Raw genomic sequence first — 21,290 nt, forward strand, 5'->3', positions numbered from 1 at the left:
CTATGACAAACTCGCTGTCCGTTACCTGGCCACGGTCCGCGTCGCCGCAATCAACCTGTGGTTATCCGGCCACGGCTTATGAAACGCGGCCTAGAAGCCGGCGACCTCGGCGGCAATTCGCCGATAACGGGCGAGCACCCCCGAATTCTCCTGTGCGGTGTAGGTTCCGATGTCGGACACCGGCCAGAGCGGTGGCTGGTTTCCACCGGACAATACCCAGCCCGCTTGCCGTGCGGCACCGTCGGCAACATATTCGCCGGGCTGCGGGACATGCACGGAGACCCCGAGTACGGACGGGGCGATTTCACGTACCGCGGCCGACCGGGCACCACCGCCGATAAGAGTGATCCGCTCGATCGAAACGCTCTGTCCGCGAATAGCTTCCAATGCGTCAGCCATCAGGCAGAGCAGACCCTCGACTGATGCGCGCGCGAAGTTCTCCCTTGTCATGGAGGACAGAGTCATGCCATCGAGCACGCCGGTGGCGTGGGGGAGGTTCGGTGTCCGCTCTCCTTGAAGGTAGGGCACATGGACCATTCCGCCTGCACCCGGGGCGGCGCCCAGTGCCAGCGCATCGAATTCGTCGTGGTTCACACCGAGCACCGTGGCCATGGTGTCGATAATCCGGGTGGCATTGAGTGTGCAGGCAAGTGGCAGGAATTTGCCGGTGGCATCGGCGAATCCGGCCACCGAGCCGGTTGGATCGACCGATCGATGCTCCGAAACCGCAGCTACCACACCGGAGGTACCCAGAGAAAGGAAAACTTGGCCGACATCCAAGCCGAGCCCCAACGCCGCCCCGGCATTGTCACCACACCCGGGCCCGACAACCGTGCGGGAAAGACCGAGTCGAGAACATCCCAGGCCGGCCTGCTCATGGGGACCGTTGACGCGGGGCAGCAATATGGAACGGACATCTTCCTCGCGGCGCCGCAGAGCCAGTGCGAGCAGGTCACGTCGGTAGGTTCCCGACACCGCATCGAAGTAACCGGTCCCCGATGCGTCGGAGCGGTCGGTCACCAGATCGTCCAGGGACCCGGCGCCGCGCAGGCACCAGGTGAGCCAGTCGTGCGGCAACGCCACCGCCGCGATTCGAGCGGCATTGCCGGGCTCGTGGTCCGCCAGCCACCGCAGTTTGGTGACGGTCAGCGATGCCACCGGCACCGTGCCGACAGCCTCGACCCAGCGGTGAGCGCCGAGCGCATGGTCGCCCGCACCGAGTTCCCGGATGAGCGCGTCGGCCGCGCCGGCCGACCGCGTGTCGTTCCATAGCAAGGCGGGCCGGATGACCCGGCCGTCCTTGTCGAGGCACACCATGCCGTGCTGCTGTCCGCCGATCGACACCGCAGCCACGTCGTCGAGCCCGCCTGCTCGCTCGATGGCGAGCTGTAACGAATTCCACCAGCACTCCGGGTCGATCTCTGTACCCGGCGGGTGCTCTGCGGCACCGTGGCGGACCAAGCGACCGGAGTCGGCGTCGCGCACCACGACCTTGCATGTCTGTGTCGAGGAATCCACCCCGGCCACCAGCGTCATCGAATCCCCCCGGCTGAACAGGTATCCGAGTGCGCGCTATCGCATACACACGAAGCCGCTGTCGCGTCCGGCGACCCGCTGCGGGCAGCCGTGCAGGAGGGATCCACTTCGGTCGATCCGGTCGTCCACGGTTCGACGGAGAACTCGCCCTCGGCGGTCGGCTGTCGCGTCATGAACATCCTCCAATCAACAGATCGGCCGGCGGCGGGGCAGCCGGCCGTACGTACGCGGATCAGGATTTTTCGTAGCTGCCGATGGCGGCGACCTTCGCCGCCGAAGCCGACTCGGGGTCGAAGTGATATCCGAGCCATTCCCTGGCCAGCCGACGAGCCAGTTCGAGGCCGACGACGCGCTGCCCGAAGCACAGCACCTGCGCGTCGTTGCTCAGTACCGAACGCTCCACCGAAAAGCTGTCGTGCGCGGTGACCGCGCGAATCCCCGGTACCTTGTTCGCGCTGATCGCAACACCGAGGCCGGTGCCGCAGACCAGCAGTGCGCGATCGGCTTCGCCGGCGGCGATCGTTCGCGCGGCGGTGACCGCAACGTGCGGATAGGCGGTGTGCTCACCGTTTCCGATGCCCACATCGATCACTTCGGTGACCCGGTCGTCTGCCTCGAGATCGGCCTTGAGGGCGTTCTTGTACTCGAGCCCGGCGTCATCGCACCCCACCACGATTCTGAACGATTCGGTCATCGGTGCGCTCCTTCTGTGACGAGTGGTTCGAAGAGGTCGGCGACGACTCGCGCGCACATCGCCAGTGAGATCGCGCCCGCGTCGGGGCTGCCGATACTGCGTTCTGCGAGCGGACGCGCCCGGCCGACCTTGGGGCGCAATTCGGCGGTCGCGCGTGCGGCAGACTCGGCGGCGGCGGCCGCACTGTGCCAGGACGCACCGTTTTCGGCCGCTTCGATGAGCGGGAGCAGGGCGTCGAGCATGGTCTTGTCGCCCGGCCGGGCCTTACCGAGACGAGCGAGCGAGTCGTAGGCTGCGCGCAGTCCGGCGACGATATCGGCGTCGGTGGGGCGGCCGACATCACCGAGCCGCTCCCCCAGTGCCGTCAGCGCCGCCCCCCACAGCACACCCGAGGTGCCGCCCGCCTGCGCGGCCCACGCGTCACCGGCCGCCCTGAGCACACCGCCCTGACCTGCTCCGCGTGCGACGACCTCATCGGCGGCCGCGCAGGCCGCGGCCGTGCCCCGAACCATGCCTCGCCCGTGGTCGCCGTCACCGGCGATCGCGTCGATGCGACCCAATTCCGCTTCCGCCTCGACCATTGCCGACGCTACAGCGTGCAGCGCCTTGGCGATGGCGATGCCGCCCTGCCGTGCGGCATCGTCTGCGGTCGCCGCGAAATCCGGGTGATGGTAGGTGTCGGTGACGGCGCTGCGGCGAGTCGCCGGCGGAACCTCGATGATGCTTCCCCGGCGATACGCCGGGGTGTCCGCCGGCGCGGTCCAGAACCGTTCCAACTCCTCGTCGAGCCACATCACGGTCAAGGAGCAACCTGCCATGTCGAGGCTGGTCACCAACTCGCCGACCTCCGGCTGGACCACGGTGTAGCCCGCCGTGCGCAGCAATTCGGCCGCGGTGGCCCACACCACGAACAATTCCTCGTACTTGGTGCGCCCGAGTCCGTTGAGTATCACCGCGATTCGGGAACCGGTGCCCCCTGGCTTTTCCTTCAGCACCCCGGTCACCAGCAGTTCGGCGAGTTCGGCGGCGCTGGGCAGCTCGTGTGTGGCGACGCCCGGTTCGCCGTGGATTCCGAGGCCCAGTCCCATGGTCCCCTGCTCGACGGTGAACAGCGGCGCCGAGGCACCGGGCAGAGTGCAACCGTCGAAGGCGACGCCGAGTGTCCGCGTGTTGTCGTTGGCCGAGGCCGCGACCTGGAACACACCGTCCAGGTCATAGCCCGCCTCCGCCGCCGCGCTCGCGCATTTGAATACCGTGAAATCACCCGCGATGCCACGGCGTGCGCCGATATCGTCGGCTGGTCCGCTGGCGATATCGTCGGTGACGGCCAGATAGCGGGCCGGGATCCCCTCGGCTTCCAACTGTTCGACCGCCAAGCCGAAGTTCATCACGTCGCCCGCATAGTTGCCGGTGGTCAGCAAGACCCCCGCGCCCCCGTCGGCCGCTCTGGCCACCGACGCCACGGCGGCTGCCGAGGGGGAGGTGAAGATATTCCCGACCACGGCGCCGTCAGCGAAACCGCGGCCCACCAGCCCGCAGAACGCGGGATAGTGGCCCGTTCCCCCACCGACGACCACGGCGACTTTGCCGGGCCGGGTCGGCGACGCGCGGACCACCCCACCGGGGACACCGGTGACGTATCCCGCGTTGGCGTCGAGAAATCCGGCCAGCATGTCGTCGGTGAACGATGCCGGGTCGTTGTACAGCCGCGTCATCAGGTGTCCTCTATCGCAATCGTTGTCCGGAGTCGGGATCGAACAGGTACACCCGTTCCGGCGGCACCGACAGCGCGACCTGCTGGTGCACCGCGAAGTTCTGCTGGGCTGGTGTCTCGACCAGTACGGGCTCCTCGACACCGGGCACATCCAATGCCGCGCGGCCGAACTCCATCAAATGTTCGAAATAGCGCACCGACGCCGTCAGTTGGCCGGGACCGGCCGGTTCGGCGGAAAGTCTGCTGTCCTGTGGCCGGATACCGACCTGGACCTGCCGACCGTCACCGACCGCCGAGACAGCGACCGGAACCGTGCCGCCGCCGATCTCGACGACCGTGCCCGCACCGTCTCGGCGGACCACGCCGTCGACAATGTTGATCTGCGGCTCACCCACGAATCCGGCGACGAAGCGATTCGCCGGATCGTCGAAAACCTCGTCGGGTGTGCCGAACTGCTGGATGATGCCGCCGTCCATGACGGCGAGCCGGTCGGCCAGGCTCAGCGCCTCCACTTGGTCGTGGGTGACCACGATCGTGGTGTAGCCGAATTCCCGTTGCAGGACCTTCAATTCGCGTCGGACCCGCTGCCGGGCCGACGCGTCCAGATGCGACAGCGGCTCGTCCAGCAGCAGCACCGGCGGATTCCGGACCAGCGCCCGTGCCAGCGCGACTCGTTGCTTCTGCCCGCTGGACAGGCTCGCGGGCCGCAGGTCGAGCACATCCTGCAGTTCCAACCGCTGCGCGATATCGCTGACGAGCTGGTCGGCGCCCGCGACCTTACGCGCCTTCAACCCGTAGCCGAGGTTCTGCCGCACCGACAGCGGCGGATACAGGGCATAGCTCTCGAAGCCCACCCCCACACCGCGCTTCCCGGGTGGCAGGTCGGTGATGGTGCGGTCGCCGATGCGGATGTCGCCGCTGGTCACCGTCTCGAGACCGGCGATCATGCGCAGAGTGGTCGTTTTGCCGCAGCCCGAAGGACCGAGCAATGCGACGAGTTCACCGGGTTCGATATCGAGCTCGATGCCCTTGACCGCCTGGAAGCTTTCCCGGCCGCGCGCGGTGTAGGTCTTGGTGAGGCGCTCGAGGGTCAACCGCTGCGCCGCCGACCCGGTTCTGGTTTCGACTGTCATCGCCGCTCCTGGGAATTAGATGCGGCAGCACCGAGACGGAGACTGTCGCTGCCGCGTTCGCCTGCTTCGAAGATGAGCACATCGGCCAGCGGTACCGTCACCACCACGGTGGCGCCCTCGCGAATATGCGGTCCGCCCGAGGACAGCGCGATCAGCGACGCTTCGCCGATATCGACGGAGACCTCGATACTGCGCCCGAGTCGTTCGGTCAGGGTGATCACGCCGGTCAGGTTCGCCACCCCGGGTGCAGTGCTTGCTACGGCGGCGAGGGTGATATCGCAGGGGCGGATGCCGAGCCGGACACCGCTGCCCGTGCCGAGGCCGAGTTCGGTAGGCACCGGAATCTCGATACTGCTTCCGGGCACCCGCAGCGCGCCACCGTCGACGACCGCCTCGACGATATTGATCTCCGGCTGACCGAGCGCTTTGGCCACGAAGGTGTCGACCGGCTCGCGCCAGATTACCTCCGGCGTATCCACCTGCACCAGCTTTCCGTCGCGCAGAATGGCGATTCGGTCGCCCAGCGCCAGGGCTTCCTGGTAGTCGTGGGTGACATAGACGGTCGTCGTCTTCGACATCCGCCCGAGCTCGCGCAGTTCCGCGCGCATGGCCGCACGCAGTTTCGCGTCCAGATGAGACAGCGGTTCGTCGAGTAGGTAGACGTCCGCGGGCCGGATCAGCACTCGGCCCAGAGCCACACGCTGACGCTGCCCGTTGGACAGTTCCCGTGGGAACCGCTGCTGCAGATGGTCGATGCCGAGCGTCACTGTGACGGCATCGACCCGCTCCTGCTGCTGGGCCGCGGAGTACTTCCCGGTGCGCCCGGAGCGCAGCGGGGAGGAAAGGTTCTGCGCCACCGTCTGCTGTGGATACAGGGCGTAACTCTCGAACGCCATCGCCACATTGCGGTGGTACGGCTCGACCTCCGTCAGATCCGCACCGCCGATATGTACCGAACCACTATCCACCTGGACCAGCCCGGCGATCGACTTCAGCGTGGTGGTCTTACCCGCACCCGATGGACCCAGGATGACGAAGAATTCGCCGTCGGCGATATCGAGCGATACATCGTCGATGCCGACCGCCTTCCCGTAGTGCTTGGTGAGTCCGTTGACCGTCAGATCCGCCATCAGGATTTCACCGCCCCGAAGGAGAGGCCGCGCACCAGGTATCGCTGGATGGTGAGCGCCAGAATCAGTGGCGGTAATGCCGCGATCACCGCGGCAGCAGCGGTGAGATTGTAGTACGCCTGCCCACCACCGCCGAGGTACTTCGTGATCGCCACGGTAACGGTGCCGGCATTGCTATCGGCCAGGATCAGCGGGAACACGTAGTTGTTCCAGGCGAAGATGAACGCGAGCAGTGCCGCGGCGGCGATACCCGGCCGCACGAGCGGCAGCGCGACCATCACGAAGGCCCGACGACGGGTGTATCCGTCCAGCAGTGCGGCCTGTTCCAGATCCTCCGGCAGATCTTGGAAATAAGACCGAAGAATCCACACCACCAGCGGCATCGTCACCAATTGCAGCACCCACACCATGCCGACCTTGGTGTCGAACAGGCCGATCTGGTTGTAGATGACGAACAGCGGAACGATCACCATCAGTTCGGGAGCGAACCGGAACGAGAGCATGGTGAACATCAGGTCGTTGGAGCCTTTGTACTGCCACCTGCCCGCCGCATAGGCTGCGGGAATACCGATGACCAGCGAGACGATCACCGCGCCACCGCAGTTGATCAGGCTGGTGACCAGCGCGGCCTTGAAGTCCACGCTGGTGAGTTCGGTGCCCTTCTGGCTCAGCACCGTACTGAAGTTCTCCAAGGTGGGACTGAATGTGAAGTAGGTGGTGGTCTGTTGCGCCGGTGTCTTCAACGCCAGCAGGACCATCCACACGATCGGGAACAGCGAGAAGATGAACCAGCCGATCAGCACGATATCCGCGCCCACGGAGGCCGGGGTGAAACGGCGCTGCCCGGGTAAGAGTTCTTTGGCCATGATCTACGACTCCGCTCCGGCAGCGCGACGCTGCGCCTTTCCGAGCACGCTCACCAGGAGGCGTGCGGTGATGAACACGATCACCCACAGCAGGAACATGTAGGTGCTGCCGCGGGAGTAATCGAGGTTGATGATGGAGTCCTCGAAGGCGCCGATCTGCAGAGTCCGCGTCGCTACGCCGGGGCCTCCCGAGGTGAGTACGTACACCGCGTCGAAAACCTTGAGGTTGTCCATGAAGCGGAAGATGACCGCGACCAGGATGTAGGGCCACAGCATCGGCAGCATGAGTTTGCGGAACATGTAGAACCAGCTCGCGCCGTCCACCGCCGAGGCCTCGAACGGTTCCTTGGGCAGCGAACGGATGCCGGCGAGCACCAGGATCGCGACGAACGGGGTGAAGATCCACAGATCCACCAGGATCACCGACCACAGGGCATTGCCGCTGCTGAGCCAGTCGAAGGTGGATCCGAGACCGAGGATGTGGTTGAGCACGCCGAACTGCGGGTTGAACATCAGTTTCCAGATGACGCCCGCGATCACCGGCGCGATCATCAGCGGCAGGATCAGCACTTTCTCGAAAATCCGCCCGACGATGCTGGAGCGGTTGAGCAAGAGGGCGATGCCGACGCCGACGACCGTCTCGACGGCGGTGGCCACGATCGCGAAGGTGCCGGTGACCCGGACACTGGTCCAGAATTCGACGTCACCCAGCACACTGGCGTAGTTGCGGATTCCGACGAAGATCGGATCAGGGTTCACCGCGGCGTAGTTGAGCACCGAGTAATACGCGCCGATCACGAACGGGTAGAGAATCCCCACCACGATCAGCACCGCCGGAACCGACAGCAGGTACGGCCGCAGCGACCGCCGCCACCGCGGAACCTCCGGAGGGTCAGTTCGCTTCGCTGAGCCCGGCTGTACCGGGTCGGCATGTGACGGTGGACGAACCGATTGAGTGGTCATGTCGACCTCCCTTTCTTCGACCCACGCCGGGTCAGAGATTGACCTTCGACGTACAGGTCTTGGCCAGGCTGGTCAGGCGGGACCGGGCGTTCGCACCGCCGTAGATGTCCTGAAGCGCGACGGACCAATCCTCCGTGGTGTCGAAGAACTTCTTCTGCGGCGTGAACTGGATCTTCGAGCTGCCGATCACCGTCTCGAAAGCGTCCAGGTAGCCGGGCATCCCACCGAGCTGCTGTTTGAACACGCCGTCGAAAACCGATTTGCGCACAGGATCGGCGAAGATCCCACCCTGCACGGCTTTCGAGAGGGCCTCTTTACCCGTGACCCACTGGATGAACAACCAGGCCGCACGCTTGTTCTTCGACTGCGCGTTCATCGCCAGCGACCAGGTCCACAGGTTGGTGTTGTAGTTGCCACCCGGTCCGGCGGGACCCGGATACCAGGCGATATTGCCTGCTTGCGCACTGGCGCCCGGCTTGTTCTTCGGATAGGTCGCACTGTCGGCGTCGTAGACCATCATCGCGGTGCCGTCACCGAGGTCGCCGGTGGCCTGGGGATAGTCGTAGGTGGTCCACGACGTAGGCCCGGCCAGACGCTGCATTTCGATCCACTTCTCGGTGAAGTTCACCGAGGCGTCCGAGGCCATGGCGGCCTCGAGCCGGCCGTCGACGAGTTCGTAATCCTTCGCGCCCTCCCTGGCGAATTGCGTCATGAAGCCGGGGTGGATGGTGGCCCACGACTTGGATCCGCGGGTGGCGATGCCGTACCGGTGCTGGGAACGGTCGGTGAGATCGACGGCCAGCTGGATGAAGTTGTCGAAGGTGTCCGGTAACTTGATCTTGCGCTGGTCGAAATAGGCCTTGTTGTAGGCGACCACGTTGTTCTCGAAGCCCCACGGGATCGCCCACTGTCCGCCGGTGCCGAGCGGACTGCCGAGTTCGAAATCCCATCGGGTGGAGGTGCGCAGGCCTTCGTAGATGTCCTCGAAGTCGTACGTGTCACTGGTGGCCGAGGAGTTGGCGATCCACGGGGCCAGATCCTCCAGCCAACCGGGGGGACCGTACTGCCAGATGAAGTACGCGCCCAGCATGAAGACATCGTGTTTGCCGGTGCCACCGGCCAATTCGGTGTTCAACTTGGTGAAGTAGTCGGCCTCCGGCACCAGGTCGATGTCGACCGTGATGCCGGTCAGCCGGGTGAACTCGGCGAGCAGCGGTTGTAGCGACTGCTGGTACGGGTGCGGCGTCTGCAACAGGTGCAGTGTCGTCCCTTCCGCAGCGCGCCAATCGAAGGGCCCGCTCACCTCGCCCGCACCGTTGACGGCTTCGAAGCTGCCACCCACGCCGCAGGCCGAGAGCGCCGGCAGCGCCGCGGCGGCCGCACCGGCCACGCCCAGGGCCCGCAGCATGTCCCGGCGCGAGAACTGATTTCTGCTCATATATCTGTTCCTCATCGAACTTTTTCGGCAGGTCAGGACGGAATCAGCGAAACCTTCACCGACTCGCTTCCGCTGGCCACCAGATCGAGACCCTTCTGAAAGTCGCTGAGCGGCAGCTGATGCGTACAGATCTTGTCCATCGGCAAGATGCCGGACTCGAGCATGCGGATGGCAGCCGGCCAGCAGTGCGGGCCCAGATGCGCGCCACGCACATCGAGCTCCTTGTCGTCACTGATGATGCTCCAGTCGACGGAGACATCACTGCCGAAGACGCCGTACTCGACGTAGGTACCCAGCTTGCGCAACAGATTCAAGCCCTGCGGCACAGCGGAGGGATGACCGGTGCCTTCCAGGTAGACATCGGCGCCATAGCCGTCGGTGAGTTCCATGACGATCGCCTGGGCGTCCTCGTCGCGGATGTTGATCACGATATCGGCGCCGCACTCACGAGCCAGCTGCAACTTCTCCGGCGCCATATCCAGCGCGATGACATGAGCAGGACTCTTCGCCCGCGCACCGGCCACCATCCCGAGACCGATCGGACCGCAACCCGCCACCACCACGACATCGTCGAAGGTGATACCCGCCCGCTCGACGGCGTGCAGCGAGCACGACAGCGGCTCGGTGAATGCGGCGTGTGCGGCCGGAAGGTCCTTGGACACCTTGTGCACCAGCGCTTCTGCGGGAAAGACCATGAACTCCGCCATAGCGCCCGGGGTGCGGCGCTTGAAACCATAGAGGTCGTGCGGTTGGCACATGTGGTACTGCCCGCGCAGGCAATACCGGCATTTCCAGCACGGCACGATCTGTTCGGAGACCACTCGGTCTCCTACCTCGACGCCCCAGCGGGCGGTGCCCACGGCGTCGATCTGCACGATTTCGCCGACGAATTCGTGGCCGGGGATCACTTCCGTCTCGGCCCACGCGGGGCGGTTCTCATCGCCCCAGAACTTCGCCGCACCGTGATAGCACTTCAGATCGCTCGCACAGATGCCCACTGCCTCGACCCGGACCAGCGCTTCACCGGGCCCCGGTACCGGAACGGGCACCTCTTGCAGCCGGTAGTTCTCGGGACCGTGGCAGATCACCGCTTGCATCGTCTCCGTCATCACCACTGCCCTTCATCCCTATGTTCGCGATCACACTAACCGAGGGGGGCACATACGTCCAGAACGAATGTTCACAGAACGATTGGCGTGAACTGATGTGCAATGAGATACTTCCGCTATGCACAGCAGCTCCGAGACTCGTGCGCCGACAGGCGCCGAGAGTGGCCGCTTCGCGCCGTCGCTGCTCTACGCGGCCGCGAAAATGTACTACGACGAGGACGCCACCCAGGCCGAGGTCGCCCATAAGCTGGGCATCAGCCGGGCCACCGTGAGCAGGCTACTGTCCGAAGCCCGCCGCCAGGGCATCGTCCACATCGAAGTTCGCGCACCCCATGCCGACGACCGCGGCGATCTCGCGGGCACGCTCGCCGACGCGATCGGGTTGCGACGGGTGTATCTGTCCGCACCGCTACCCGCGCCGACTCCGGCCAAGCCGACCGTGGAGGTGATGGGCAGCTACCTCGCACCCGTTGTCTCACGCGCACTCTCGGAAGTCGGGCTGGTCCCCGGGGACGTGCTGCTCGTCTCGTCGGGACGCACCGTCTACCAAGTGGCGCAGTTCGACCTCGAACGCATCCCCGGTGTCCTCGTCACTCCCACCGTCGGTGGCAACGATCAGCCCGAGGAGTGGTATCAGACCAACGAGATCACCCGGCTCATGTCCAACAAACTCGGCGGCCGGCCGAACTACCTGTTCGCCCCCGCCCTTCCCGGACCCGATCTCTACGACACCCTGCATGCCGATCCGTCCATTCAGCGCGTACTGAATCTGTGGCCGCGGGCGCGGTGCGCACTCATGGGTGTCGGCGCACCGCCGCTGCTGCGTGATGACATACCACAGTTCGTTCCCACCACCTCCGCATCCCTGCGCGAAGCGGTGGGCGATGTGTGTTCGCGGTTCTACAACCGGGAAGGCGAACCCGTCGACTTCCCCGGTCGCGAACGGCTGATCGCCGTGGAATTGTCCGTGCTGTCGAAAATTCCGGTGGGGATCGCCGTGGCCGTCGGCGCGGACAAGGTGGCCCCGATTCTCGCCGGGGCGCGCGCCGGATACTTCAACCAGCTCGTCACCGATCCATCGACCGCACAACAGCTTTTGGAGAGTTCGTGAACTCGATTCGTCTCGACGGTAAGCGCGTACTGATCACCGGTGCGTCGAAAGGCATCGGGGCCGATATCGCCGAGACTTTCGCGGATGCGGGGGCGTCGCTGGTGTTGTCCGGTCGCGACCACGGCACACTGGCCGTTCAGGCCGAAAAGCTGGAAGAGCAGTACGGAGTCCCCGTTGCGGCGGTGGCCGCCGACCTCGCCGATCCGGGCGCTCCTACCAGGCTGGCCGCGGCGGCCGCCGCGGTCTTCGGCGGGCTCGACGTGCTCGTGAACAATGCGGGGATCTCACATCCGGAGATGGTCACCGATCTGACGGCCGCATCGTTCGACGAGGTCCTCGCCGTCAATCTGCGCGCCCCCGCGCTGCTCGCCGCCACCGTCGGTGCGGCGATGGCCCGGGCCGGCGGCGGCTCGATCGTGACCGTCGCCTCCGCGGCCGCCCTGCGCGCACTGCCCGAGCACTACGCGTACTGCACGTCGAAGGCAGGTCTGGTGATGGCGACCAAGGTGCTGGCACTCGAACTCGGACCCGATGGCGTGCGCGCGAACTCCCTGTGCCCCACCATTGTGCTCACCGATATGGGCCGCAAAGTCTGGGGCGAGGAAGCGAAGGCGGCGCCGATGCTCGCCCGCATCCCGCTGGGCCGTTTCGCCGCACCCGCGGAGGTGTCCGCGACAGCGCTGTTCCTCGCCTCCGACCTCGCGTCGATGATCAACGGTGTCGACGTCCCGATCGACGGTGGTTACGCGGTCAGCTGAGGCGAGCCAGGGTATGCACCTGATCCCGGGTCGCCGGGTACAGCTGCAGCCACGTCTCGTACAGGGCGTCGTATCGCTCGCGGTATTCCGGGTTCGGCGGAATCTCGCGGGCTATCCGCGTCCAATCCGTCTCCGGTGCGACCAGTCCCACCCCGATAGCGGCCAGCAGCCCGTCACCGTAACTCGCGCCGATGGTCTGTTCCGGCTGCAGCTGGGTCAACCCGGTGATATCGCTGAGCGCCTGCGCCCACACCGGACTGCGCAGCCCCCCGCCGACTCCGACCGCCCGCAACACCGGCGAATCGGCGTTGTCGAACATTTCCAGAATCTGGCGGATCCCGAAAGAAATGCCCTCGTAGGCCGCGCGGAACAAATGCCCACGCCCGTGCCGCAGCGTCAGTCCGGCCACGACGCCGCGCGCGTCCGGATCGAATACCGGCGTGCGCTCACCGGCCAGATAGGGCAGCATCAGCAAACCCTCCGAGCCCGGCGGCACGGCCGCGGCCTCGGCCGTCAATACGTCGAAAGAGGCTCCGCCCGTCACCTTCTGCAGCCAGTCGGCCAGCCTACCCGCGGTCGATGTCCCCGCCGCGAGCGCGAAAGTGCCCTCCTGCACACCCGTCGTCGTCCACAGCGCCGGGTTCGTATGAAACGTCTCCAGCACCTGCACCAGGAACATTGTCGATCCGTACATCAGCATGAGATCACCGGGATCGCGAACACCCACGCTGAATGCCTCGGCATAGGCGTCCACGGTGCCCGCGACGACCGGCGTGCCCGCCGGGATCTTGGTCTCCGCGGCCGCCTCCGCGGTCACCACGCCGACGACCTCCGACGGCCACACGAGCCGAGGCAGCGGCAGTGCGCCCAGAATTCGCCCGGCCCATTCGGCATTCCAATCGAAGTCGCGAATCGAATACAAAGGGTCGCATTGGCTGGCCGTGTGATGGTCCTGAACATACTCACCGGTCAACTTCGCCACGACGAAAGAATTCGACCCGTACCAGCGGCGCGCACGGGCGAACACCTCCGGCTCGTTCTTTCGCACCCATTCGATCTTCGGGCCGACCGCCTGACTCGACAGCGATTTGCCCGTCCGCAACAGGATCTTCTCCGCGCCGAACAACTCGGTGAGTTCAGCGATCTCCACCGACGCCCGAGTGTCGATGCCGTACAGGATAGCGGGCCGTACCGGCTCGAGATCCTCATCGCACAACACCAGGCACGGACCGACACCGCTGACACACATCCCGGCGATCCGCGCCCCGGACGGTACGGCGGCCATCAGTGTGCGGCTGATCGCGCACACTTCCGCCCACCACAAGCCCACTGCGTCGACCTCGGCCCACCCCGGCCGCGGTAACAACATCTCGTGACCCACCTGATGCTCGGCAACTACCACTCCATCCGGTCGCACGAGCACCCCCTTACTACTCCCTGTCCCCATATCAATACCGACGAGCAGCTCCACGGACGTCAGCCTATGCCCTTTCCCGTCGAACGGGTGCCGGTCCCGAACGATCGACGTGAGCAGCACAGACCACTCCTCGGCCAAGGCCTCGGCGACTGTTTTCGACGACACGCGCCGGAGGAGGTCGAGTGCGCCGAGCATCAGAGATGCGCTGCCGGCGCGGGCGCCGGCCAGGTGTCCGGCTCGTGGTCGCGGGGCCGGCCGTGTGGGTGCCGCGCCCGGCCGGCACTTCTGGGTTCGGACCTATCGCCGCGTCCAAGATCGCCGCGCTTCGGTCGAGCTCGTCGGCGGCTCCGAGCCGGTCGAGGATCTCCCGGAGCAGCGCATCGAATACCCCGGCCTGCGCCCACACCATGAACCGACGACGTGCGGACGGAACGCTCACCCGAACGACGGCGGCAGTTGACGCCACGCGCATCCGCTGGTCAACGCGAAGTCAGTCCTGATTCGCTGTGTGCCGAGCAATCAAAGTGGCGAAGCCATCGAGGAGGCGCTCGAGCCCGAACCCGAACGTGGCCTCTCCCCATAGCTGCCCGTTCCTGTCGGCCTGCACTGCCAAACCGACCCGCGCGGCGATCGGGAACTCTGCCGGATCAGCAATGCTCTCCAGAATCGGCATCACGACTCGCCACCACTGGTCATCAGTGAGGCCGCTGTCGGCACGCTCACGCTGGAGAGCTGTCTCGATTCGCGTGGTTCCGGAGACGTGCAGCAGGAGCTGAGTGAGGACCTGGTCCTTCTCGAGATCGCTCAGGCCCGTGCTCTCCAGCGGATGCAACTCGAGGTCTCGCTTGCGCAGTTCACACGGCCCCATCAGAGATCGCACGGTCTGGAGTTCGGGCAGCCACGGATGAGCGAGTTCGAGCCGTCGGTTCGCATGAGCGACCTCAGCCAGTCCCGTCCGCCAGTTCCCGGCGCGGGGTCCTGCGCCGGAAGGATAGGCCTCACGGCATACGCGGTCGACGATGAGTGCGACGAGGTCTTCCTTATTGCCGAAACTGTATGCGGCCATCGTTCGAACGCCGAGACGCTCGGCAACGGCTCGCATGGACAGTCCGCCGGCCCCGGTTTCGTCGAGCAAAGCGGTCGCGGTCGTGATGTAGTCCGCAATGGTCAGGCCGGAGCGCCCGACCCGCTTGGAGTCGTCACCCCATAACAAAGCCAGTGTCTGCTCGAACCTCATCAGCGTCTCCGTTCAGAACGGGATCGGTCGGACGATACCCGGCGCCACATATTCTGTATCCGTACAGAATATCGATACACAATATTGAAGGTCGCATTGTCGCTTTTGCAGGCGACGCCCATCTACTCGATGCCGAGGGCGAGGGGGACGACAGGGCGGCGCAGATCCACGTCTCGGACCCCATCGATTCGACGAGTCCGTCGACAGCAATGTGGAACACGCTCGGGAATGAGCCGAACTGCACTGATCCCCACGGCGACGCCCCTGGTCAGATGAGAGCGACCCTGCCGAGGCTTCCATCCTGATCGAGCAAGCCAAACGCGCCTATGGAGATCTCGACACCAATCATCGGGGACCCCGAGTGGCCGCACCAGAGGGAAGCGGCCCCGATTGCACCGTAGTCATCGGAACGCGACTCCCACTCCAGAACGGAGCCGGGCGAATCGCCGGGGAGGTGCCCCAGTCGTCCCCGCTCCAGAATCCGTTGACAGCGGCAGATGGTTTCGATACAGTGTATCGGTACATTGTTACGATACGGCCGGTCGATGAACAGAGCGGCCCACTCACCCGGTTCGAACCGTCGAAGCCTCGATTTCGGCGACCCAATCACGTTCGAATTCGGCATTCGCAAACAGGAGCGTTCGGATGAAGTTCAAAAACAGGACCGGCGGAATGGCTGTCATCGCCGCGGTTCTGATGGCGAGCACGGCATGCGGCTCCGGCAGCGACTCCCCCAGATCCCCCAGCTCGGCGAACTCATCTACCGCCCAGCCCGACACAATGAGGACCGACACCATGACGACCATCGAAAGCCCTGCGTACCAATTCGCCTTGTCCGCGGCCGTGGACACTGCTGCTCCGGCAGTGGCCGGCGGCACGATCGATGTCGAGGCGTCACGCGAAGTCGTGTGGGACGCCCTCGCGCATGTCGAGAACTGGCCGAGCATCCGCGCCGACATATCGGACGTCGTCGCATCCGGGCCGCCCACGGAGGGTAGTACTTTCACCTGGAGCGCTGGCGGCGCGCCGGTCGCTTCAGCATTTGCGCTGGCAGAGCGTCCGAATCGTCTCACATGGGCCACGACCGCGCCGGGGATGTCGATGGTCGGTGTCTACGAGTTCGATGAGCTCGGACCCGACCGCACCCGCATCCGTGCCCAGGAGTCGATGGACGCGGCGGCGGCGGGGGTCAACATCGACAACCAGGTACTGGCTGAACTTATTCGCACATGGCTCGAAGGCATCAAGGCATTTGTCGAAGGTCGCTGATAACTGGCGTCAGCTGGTGTTCCACTGCGATGAAGCACCGGCCGCGCCAGTCCTCTACCGCCTCAGAAGGTGTCTCTCGTAGCGTTTCTTGTGGCAAGTGAGGGCTGCGGCGAGTTGTAGAAATACGAAGATCCCGCGCGTTCTCCCCGGATCGGCACGGCGTGGTTCGACGGAGTGACCTTCACCGGCAGCGCCCACTTCCCGGGCACAACTTGCACCGGCACCGCATGGTTCGACCGCACTACTTTCGCCGAGCACGCCGAGTTCACCGGTGCCCAGTTCTCCGACGCGGCGTGGTTCGACCGGACGAACTTCGCAGGCGACACCCTATTCGACCAGGCGTCATTCACCGGGCCGGCAGGGTTTCGCCGCGTCGCGTTCGACGCGACCGCCTCCTTCGATGGCACTGGCTTCGGCTCCGAGACGGTGGACTTCAGCGCCACACGAAGGTGGGTTCCCCCCGGACCCGCCTTCGACTGGGCCGCTGATGGCGCCGGCAGGCCGGCCAATATCGAGCCACAGGATTGGCCACCCCCGCGTCGAAGTGGTGGAGTGTGGTTAGGACAGCGAATCCCGGCATCGTTTATCGGTGACTGGAGTCATCGGCCGGTCGGTGGGTGAGCTGTTCATATCGGTGGAAAGTGACGTCGCCCAGGTTGGTGTGTCGGGGTCATCTCTCAGGACAGGGCCGGGTCGTGGCCCGTGCTGCTCATCCGGGGAGGGGAGGCAACGTGCGGGGCGGGTGTCACACGCTGGCAGTGCACGATGAGGTCGAACCATTCCCTGGCGGACCCGCCGGTCATGTAGTGACCGTCATCGGAGTTGTAGTCGCGGCCGATCATCCTGAATTCGGCCGTGCGGGTAAGCCGGTCGGTCACCGCCGGAGGCTGGGCGGCAGACAGGTCCAGCAGATAACAGTCGAGGCCGACCGCGCCCAGTATCGACTCGAACAACCGCGGTGAGGACCCGGGTACGTGCACGCGATCCCGTCCATCGAAGGTGGCCAGATCACCGCTGTGGAAGGTGATCCCGATCGACTTGTAGCTCGCGCCGAAGCATTCGCGCAGGTAGCTACCCGCGTGACGGGATACATCCGCCGGGTTCGGCGGAAGACCCCGGTCGCGGGCATTGGCGGTGTGGGAGCTGGACGAGCAGAACAGCACCTTGTGCCCGGTATGGCGGTGCCACCATTCGACGTTCTCAGCGAACGCTGCCTCGTAGTAGGCCATGTTCACAGGGTCCTCGGGCCTATTGTCGTGGTCGTGCAGCTCATGGAACTGCACGACCACCCGCGCGGCCTGCACCACCCACCCGGACTCATCGTGGACAGCAGCTACATCCGCGACCAGCCGGTACGCCGCGCGTACTCGCTCGACCCGGCTCGCACGATGGGGTAGACCGCGGAAACGGTCGACATGGGCGTCGATATCCTCGCCGGGGCGCACATCGAGGTACAGGTCCTCCAACTCGGCTACCCGGTCGGCAGCGACCTCCCGCACGTACTCCACGACCAGGATTGGACGTTGGACCCAGTTCGTCCGGACCCAGTCGCCGCGCGTCGTCGGTACCCTCGATCGCGCCCTGTGCTTCCTCTGGCGTCACAACACCCAGTCTGCCAACTCCACACGGCCGCAATCGATCACATTGCAAACACCTGCAGTGGCCCAGGACGACATGCCGAACGAGGGCCTGTCTATCTGGGCTCTACCTCACTTGGACACTTCCGCGTGAGCGGCGAGAAGAGGTGATGAGCGCAGTCGCTCAGTCCATGCGCCGCTCTGGTTATGCCAGTGAATTCGGGCGTCGGCGCCGGGTCGGCTGCGGTGGTGTGACGGCGAATTTTGACGTCACTCTGGCTCGGGTGAACGGTACGCATATCCGATGGCATCGTGATCGGTCATGCCAGCACAATGGACCGATGACAAAAATAGAAGCGGTGCGCGGGGACATCACCGAACAGCAGGTTGACGCGGTGGTCAACGCCGCGAACTCCTCGTTGCTCGGTGGCGGTGGCGTCGACGGCGCCATTCACCGCAAGGGCGGGCCCGAGATCCTGTCGGAGTGCCGAGACCTCCGCGCCGCGCACCTCGGCAAGGGGCTGCCGACCGGGCAGGCGGTGGCGACGACCGCGGGACGATTGCCCGCACGCTGGGTGATCCACACCGTCGGCCCGGTCTGGTCGGCCACCGAGGACCGCTCGGCGTTGCTCGCCTCCTGCTACAGCGAATCCCTGCGCTTGGCAGCCGAACTGGGCGCGGAGACTGTGGCCTTCCCCGCGATCTCCACCGGCATCTTCGGCTGGCCGATGGACAATGGTGCCCGAATTGCCGTCCAGACGGTGGGTGCCGCCGAAACGGCCGTCGAATACGTGCGGTTCGTGCTGTTCGACGAGCCGCGCACTTGCGGCCTTTACCGCAGCACTGGAATAGCTCGGACGTGCCACAGCGGCTAACTTCCACCAGGACCGGACCCGAGACCAAGCACACCGATCCTTGCACCGTAACCAAGATCACGACCTCAAAATTCGCCGATACGAACTTCACGAGCCCGACTGACACCAGCATCCACCGACGAGTGACGTCACTGGTGGCCGACAAAACCACCGCTCGGAGAGTTGTGGGAGTTCGGAGAGCGCTTCGCTGTCGGGATCTTGACGTTATCGGATGGATCCCTCCGCGCGAAGGCGCCATGTCTCTACTGAGCGACCCGGTTGTAGTTCAGGTCGTAGACCCGGACCCCTGAAGGGTCGTACCAGCCGTCCGCACCCCGGGTGAGAAGGACATTGCCGTCGCCGTCGTACCAGTGATCGGCGTCCCAGGTCCACTTCTGTTTCTCCGGGGGAAGCATCTCGGTAGCGCGGGCGTGCAGTTCAGCCTTCGCTTCGGGGCTGAGTTCGGGCTCCGGAGTCGGATCGGCGGCGCGGGCGGCGCGCGCGGCGTTGATCTCGACGTTGAACTGGTCGAATATCGCCTGGTTGCGGGCGTATTCTTCGCTGTTGAAGTAGTCCTCGCCGACCAGGAGCGGCGGCTTTTTCTTGCGGCCGGTGAATCGTTCGAACACAGGGGCCCCTTCTTAGATTTCAGTCATCTGAATTATGACGCGGCCGTTCGGCAACACGATCCTGTCGTGCACCATGAATCCTGTCCCGGATGGGAACATCACGTCGTCGGGGCGTGGGGCGTACTCGCCGAGCCGCACGCCGGTCTTGGACACGATCTGAAACTCAACGTTCTGGCTCTGCACGAATTGCTGGTCGATGCCGTCGGGTCTGAGGGTGCTGTATGTGAACCCATTTTCGGTGACCGGCATTCCCGGCTCGTAGCGCGCCAGCTCCTCGGGACTCAGGGTGGTGTGGCGCACCACCGGACCCTCGTGCGCGGGCAACTTGGCAAGGGCCTGTCTCAGCGCGTCGGCCTGGCGCTGCTCTTCCGGAGTCAGAGGCATGCCGCTGTTCAACTTTTCGTTGAGGGTCAGGCCGGTCTCGGGGTTGCGCACCGACGCGGTGTGGATGGCCTTCTCGTCCTCGGGGCCGAATGACCAATCGGTGCTTTTACTGGGCCGGCTGCCGCCGGGTGCCTTCTTGTTGATCATCTGCCATATCCGGTCCATATCCGCCTTGTGGCTGGAGAAGTCCGGAATGTCTTCGAAACCGCGTCCGAGACCACGGGTCTTGAACAGCGCAATGAACGGCTTGATCTTCGCCCCGTACTTCGCGCACAGGGCCGCCAGCCGGGAGCCGCCGATCGCGGCACCGATCGGTGCCGCGGCACCGAAGGTGACGAAAGAGGCAGCGACGGTGACCGCGCCGGTCACCGCGGCCTCTACCGCGGAATCGATCGCGAACTGGACAAGGAACCCTTCGATTTCCTTGCGCATCGCCACCAGCTCGTCATGATGCTCGGTGGTGGTGGTGGCCATCGCCCCGAACCCGGACACGATTTCCGTGGCTGCGGCCGCCATGGCGGTGAGGTCTTCGTCGATATGGTCGAGCTCGGGCGCAGTGATCGGCGTGAACATACCGGCGATGCGTTTGATTTCGTCGGCGAACCCGGCCACGGCCGGTTCGGCGGCGATATCGCGCCAGACCGCGGCGACTGTCCAGAGTTTGTCGGTGTCGCCGTCGGGGACGGTGATCCCGATTTCGTCGAGGAGCCCGATACTGCTTTCGACCAGGCCTTGCCCGGGACCGCCGGCTGTGGGCAGCGGTGGCCGGCACGACACCAGCAGATTCAACGGGCGCGCGGGCGGCTGGGTCGGCGGTGGGCCGGGTTTCATATTGGCGTTGTGGTCACCGAGGGCATGCAGATAGGCCAGCTCGGCGACCACATTGCCGTAGCCGTTGACGTTGTCGGCCATCAGCTTGATCTGCGAGAGCAGGTCGTTGGCCTTGGTGTCGTAGCCGGTGGCCCAGGTGCGTGCCTCCTCATAGGAGCCGGTCATGTTCGCGCCGGTCTCGGCCAGCTTCGACCAGTGCTTGTCCACTGAGCCGATGAACTCGTCTGCGGCCTCGAGTAGTGCGTCCGCGGCCTGGGTGTAGACGTCGGTATCGACGTCGACCACCGTCACTGCGCACCGGCATCTGGGGCGGGGCCCCGGTCGAGGCGGGCCAGGATCGCGGCGAATGTCTGGGTGTAGGAGTCGTAGGCGTTCTTGCCGGCCACTTCCATCTTCGCCAGCCCGTCACGCATTTTCTGTGCGCCGGCATTCCAGGTGGCCATGGCAGTGCGGGCGGCCTCGGCGGTTTCGCCGGTCCACGGCCCCGAGGTGCCGTCGCCGTTGTGTAGCCGGTTCATTCGTTGCTGCAGCTGTACCAGCTGGTCGTCGGTGAAGCCGAGCAAACCACGCAGCTGGGCGTTGAGCGCGTCGAGCGCATCGGTGTCGACGTGATGCCGTGACATGCGGAAACCCCTGTTGG

At 65.3% G+C, this 21,290-nt stretch carries 21 protein-coding genes and 1 pseudogene; 5 read left to right on the plus strand and 17 right to left on the minus strand.

Features of this window, described 5'->3' with window-relative positions; genetic code table 11:
• Positions 1-90: 90 nt before the first annotated feature.
• The 9 genes from xylB to eltD form a co-directional block, all read right to left on the minus strand.
• Entirely contained in the window at positions 91-1,536 is a 1,446-nt protein-coding gene (xylB, locus tag AB0H42_RS30635) for a xylulokinase (protein ID WP_357062425.1), read from the minus strand.
• 232 nt (positions 1,537-1,768) lie between these two features.
• Entirely contained in the window at positions 1,769-2,230 is a 462-nt protein-coding gene (locus AB0H42_RS30640; protein WP_357062427.1) for a ribose-5-phosphate isomerase, read from the minus strand.
• Positions 2,227-3,945: a dihydroxyacetone kinase family protein gene (locus AB0H42_RS30645; protein ID WP_357062429.1), complete on the minus strand. Its 1,719-nt coding sequence runs from the start codon at positions 3,943-3,945 to the stop codon at positions 2,227-2,229. The genes AB0H42_RS30640 and AB0H42_RS30645 overlap by 4 nt, the downstream gene beginning before the upstream one ends.
• A 10-nt stretch (positions 3,946-3,955) precedes the next feature.
• On the minus strand, positions 3,956-5,077 hold the full coding sequence (locus tag AB0H42_RS30650) for an ABC transporter ATP-binding protein (protein ID WP_357062430.1): 1,122 nt from the start codon (positions 5,075-5,077) through the stop codon (positions 3,956-3,958).
• Positions 5,074-6,207: an ABC transporter ATP-binding protein gene (locus AB0H42_RS30655; RefSeq protein WP_357062431.1), complete on the minus strand. Its 1,134-nt coding sequence runs from the start codon at positions 6,205-6,207 to the stop codon at positions 5,074-5,076. The genes AB0H42_RS30650 and AB0H42_RS30655 overlap by 4 nt, the downstream gene beginning before the upstream one ends.
• Positions 6,207-7,073: a carbohydrate ABC transporter permease gene (locus tag AB0H42_RS30660; protein ID WP_357062433.1), complete on the minus strand. Its 867-nt coding sequence runs from the start codon at positions 7,071-7,073 to the stop codon at positions 6,207-6,209. Before AB0H42_RS30660 ends, AB0H42_RS30655 begins: the two co-directional genes overlap by 1 nt.
• Before the next feature lie 3 nt (positions 7,074-7,076).
• Positions 7,077-8,036: a sugar ABC transporter permease gene (locus AB0H42_RS30665; protein WP_357062435.1), complete on the minus strand. Its 960-nt coding sequence runs from the start codon at positions 8,034-8,036 to the stop codon at positions 7,077-7,079.
• Between the two features lie 31 nt (positions 8,037-8,067).
• Positions 8,068-9,474, minus strand: coding sequence for an extracellular solute-binding protein (locus tag AB0H42_RS30670; RefSeq protein WP_357062437.1), 1,407 nt, complete (start codon positions 9,472-9,474; stop codon positions 8,068-8,070).
• Positions 9,475-9,506: 32 nt separating this feature from the next.
• Entirely contained in the window at positions 9,507-10,583 is a 1,077-nt protein-coding gene (eltD, locus tag AB0H42_RS30675) for an erythritol/L-threitol dehyrogenase (RefSeq protein ID WP_357062439.1), read from the minus strand.
• Positions 10,584-10,701: 118 nt separating this feature from the next.
• On the opposite strand from eltD, the gene AB0H42_RS30680 reads away from it, so the two are divergent.
• Together AB0H42_RS30680 and AB0H42_RS30685 are read left to right on the plus strand one after the other, a co-directional pair.
• Complete coding sequence (locus AB0H42_RS30680) at positions 10,702-11,694, plus strand: sugar-binding domain-containing protein (protein WP_357062441.1); 993 nt, start codon at positions 10,702-10,704, stop codon at positions 11,692-11,694.
• On the plus strand, positions 11,691-12,452 hold the full coding sequence (locus AB0H42_RS30685) for a glucose 1-dehydrogenase (RefSeq protein ID WP_357062443.1): 762 nt from the start codon (positions 11,691-11,693) through the stop codon (positions 12,450-12,452). Before AB0H42_RS30680 ends, AB0H42_RS30685 begins: the two co-directional genes overlap by 4 nt.
• Here AB0H42_RS30685 and AB0H42_RS30690 read toward each other — a convergent pair.
• The 4 genes and pseudogenes from AB0H42_RS30690 to AB0H42_RS30705 all read right to left on the minus strand — a co-directional run bounded on the left by AB0H42_RS30690 (position 12,445) and on the right by AB0H42_RS30705 (position 15,912).
• Complete coding sequence (locus AB0H42_RS30690; RefSeq protein WP_357062445.1) at positions 12,445-13,923, minus strand: FGGY-family carbohydrate kinase; 1,479 nt, start codon at positions 13,921-13,923, stop codon at positions 12,445-12,447. The genes AB0H42_RS30685 and AB0H42_RS30690 overlap by 8 nt on opposite strands.
• A 247-nt stretch (positions 13,924-14,170) precedes the next feature.
• A pseudogene (locus AB0H42_RS30695) lies at positions 14,171-14,358 on the minus strand (transposase); the annotation flags it as partial.
• Between the two features lies 1 nt (position 14,359).
• Complete coding sequence (locus AB0H42_RS30700) at positions 14,360-15,106, minus strand: TetR/AcrR family transcriptional regulator (RefSeq protein WP_357062446.1); 747 nt, start codon at positions 15,104-15,106, stop codon at positions 14,360-14,362.
• Positions 15,107-15,669: 563 nt separating this feature from the next.
• Positions 15,670-15,912, minus strand: a complete 243-nt coding sequence (locus AB0H42_RS30705) for a hypothetical protein (protein WP_357062447.1) — start codon at positions 15,910-15,912, stop codon at positions 15,670-15,672.
• On the opposite strand from AB0H42_RS30705, the gene AB0H42_RS30710 reads away from it, so the two are divergent.
• On the plus strand, positions 15,902-16,375 hold the full coding sequence (locus AB0H42_RS30710; protein ID WP_357062448.1) for an SRPBCC family protein: 474 nt from the start codon (positions 15,902-15,904) through the stop codon (positions 16,373-16,375). The genes AB0H42_RS30705 and AB0H42_RS30710 overlap by 11 nt on opposite strands.
• Before the next feature lie 174 nt (positions 16,376-16,549).
• Entirely contained in the window at positions 16,550-16,996 is a 447-nt protein-coding gene (locus tag AB0H42_RS30715) for a pentapeptide repeat-containing protein (RefSeq protein ID WP_357062450.1), read from the plus strand.
• A 56-nt stretch (positions 16,997-17,052) separates the two neighbouring features.
• Here AB0H42_RS30715 and AB0H42_RS30720 read toward each other — a convergent pair whose 3' ends face one another.
• Entirely contained in the window at positions 17,053-17,883 is an 831-nt protein-coding gene (locus AB0H42_RS30720; RefSeq protein WP_357062451.1) for an erythromycin esterase family protein, read from the minus strand.
• 410 nt (positions 17,884-18,293) lie between these two features.
• Between AB0H42_RS30720 and AB0H42_RS30725 the strand changes: the two genes are divergently transcribed.
• Positions 18,294-18,827, plus strand: coding sequence for an O-acetyl-ADP-ribose deacetylase (locus tag AB0H42_RS30725; protein WP_357062453.1), 534 nt, complete (start codon positions 18,294-18,296; stop codon positions 18,825-18,827).
• Positions 18,828-19,069: 242 nt separating this feature from the next.
• Here AB0H42_RS30725 and AB0H42_RS30730 read toward each other — a convergent pair whose 3' ends face one another.
• The 3 genes from AB0H42_RS30730 to AB0H42_RS30740 are packed head-to-tail and all read right to left on the minus strand — an operon-like array spanning position 19,070 to position 21,273.
• Positions 19,070-19,435, minus strand: a complete 366-nt coding sequence (locus AB0H42_RS30730) for a hypothetical protein (RefSeq protein ID WP_357062455.1) — start codon at positions 19,433-19,435, stop codon at positions 19,070-19,072.
• A 12-nt stretch (positions 19,436-19,447) separates the two neighbouring features.
• Positions 19,448-20,941, minus strand: coding sequence for a hypothetical protein (locus tag AB0H42_RS30735; protein WP_357062456.1), 1,494 nt, complete (start codon positions 20,939-20,941; stop codon positions 19,448-19,450).
• Complete coding sequence (locus AB0H42_RS30740) at positions 20,938-21,273, minus strand: WXG100 family type VII secretion target (RefSeq protein WP_357062458.1); 336 nt, start codon at positions 21,271-21,273, stop codon at positions 20,938-20,940. The genes AB0H42_RS30735 and AB0H42_RS30740 overlap by 4 nt, the downstream gene beginning before the upstream one ends.
• Between the last annotated feature and the right edge of the window lie 17 nt (positions 21,274-21,290).

The sequence above is a fragment of the Nocardia sp. NPDC050799 genome, from assembly GCF_040654015.1.
Taxonomy (GTDB): Bacteria; Actinomycetota; Actinomycetes; order Mycobacteriales; family Mycobacteriaceae; genus Nocardia.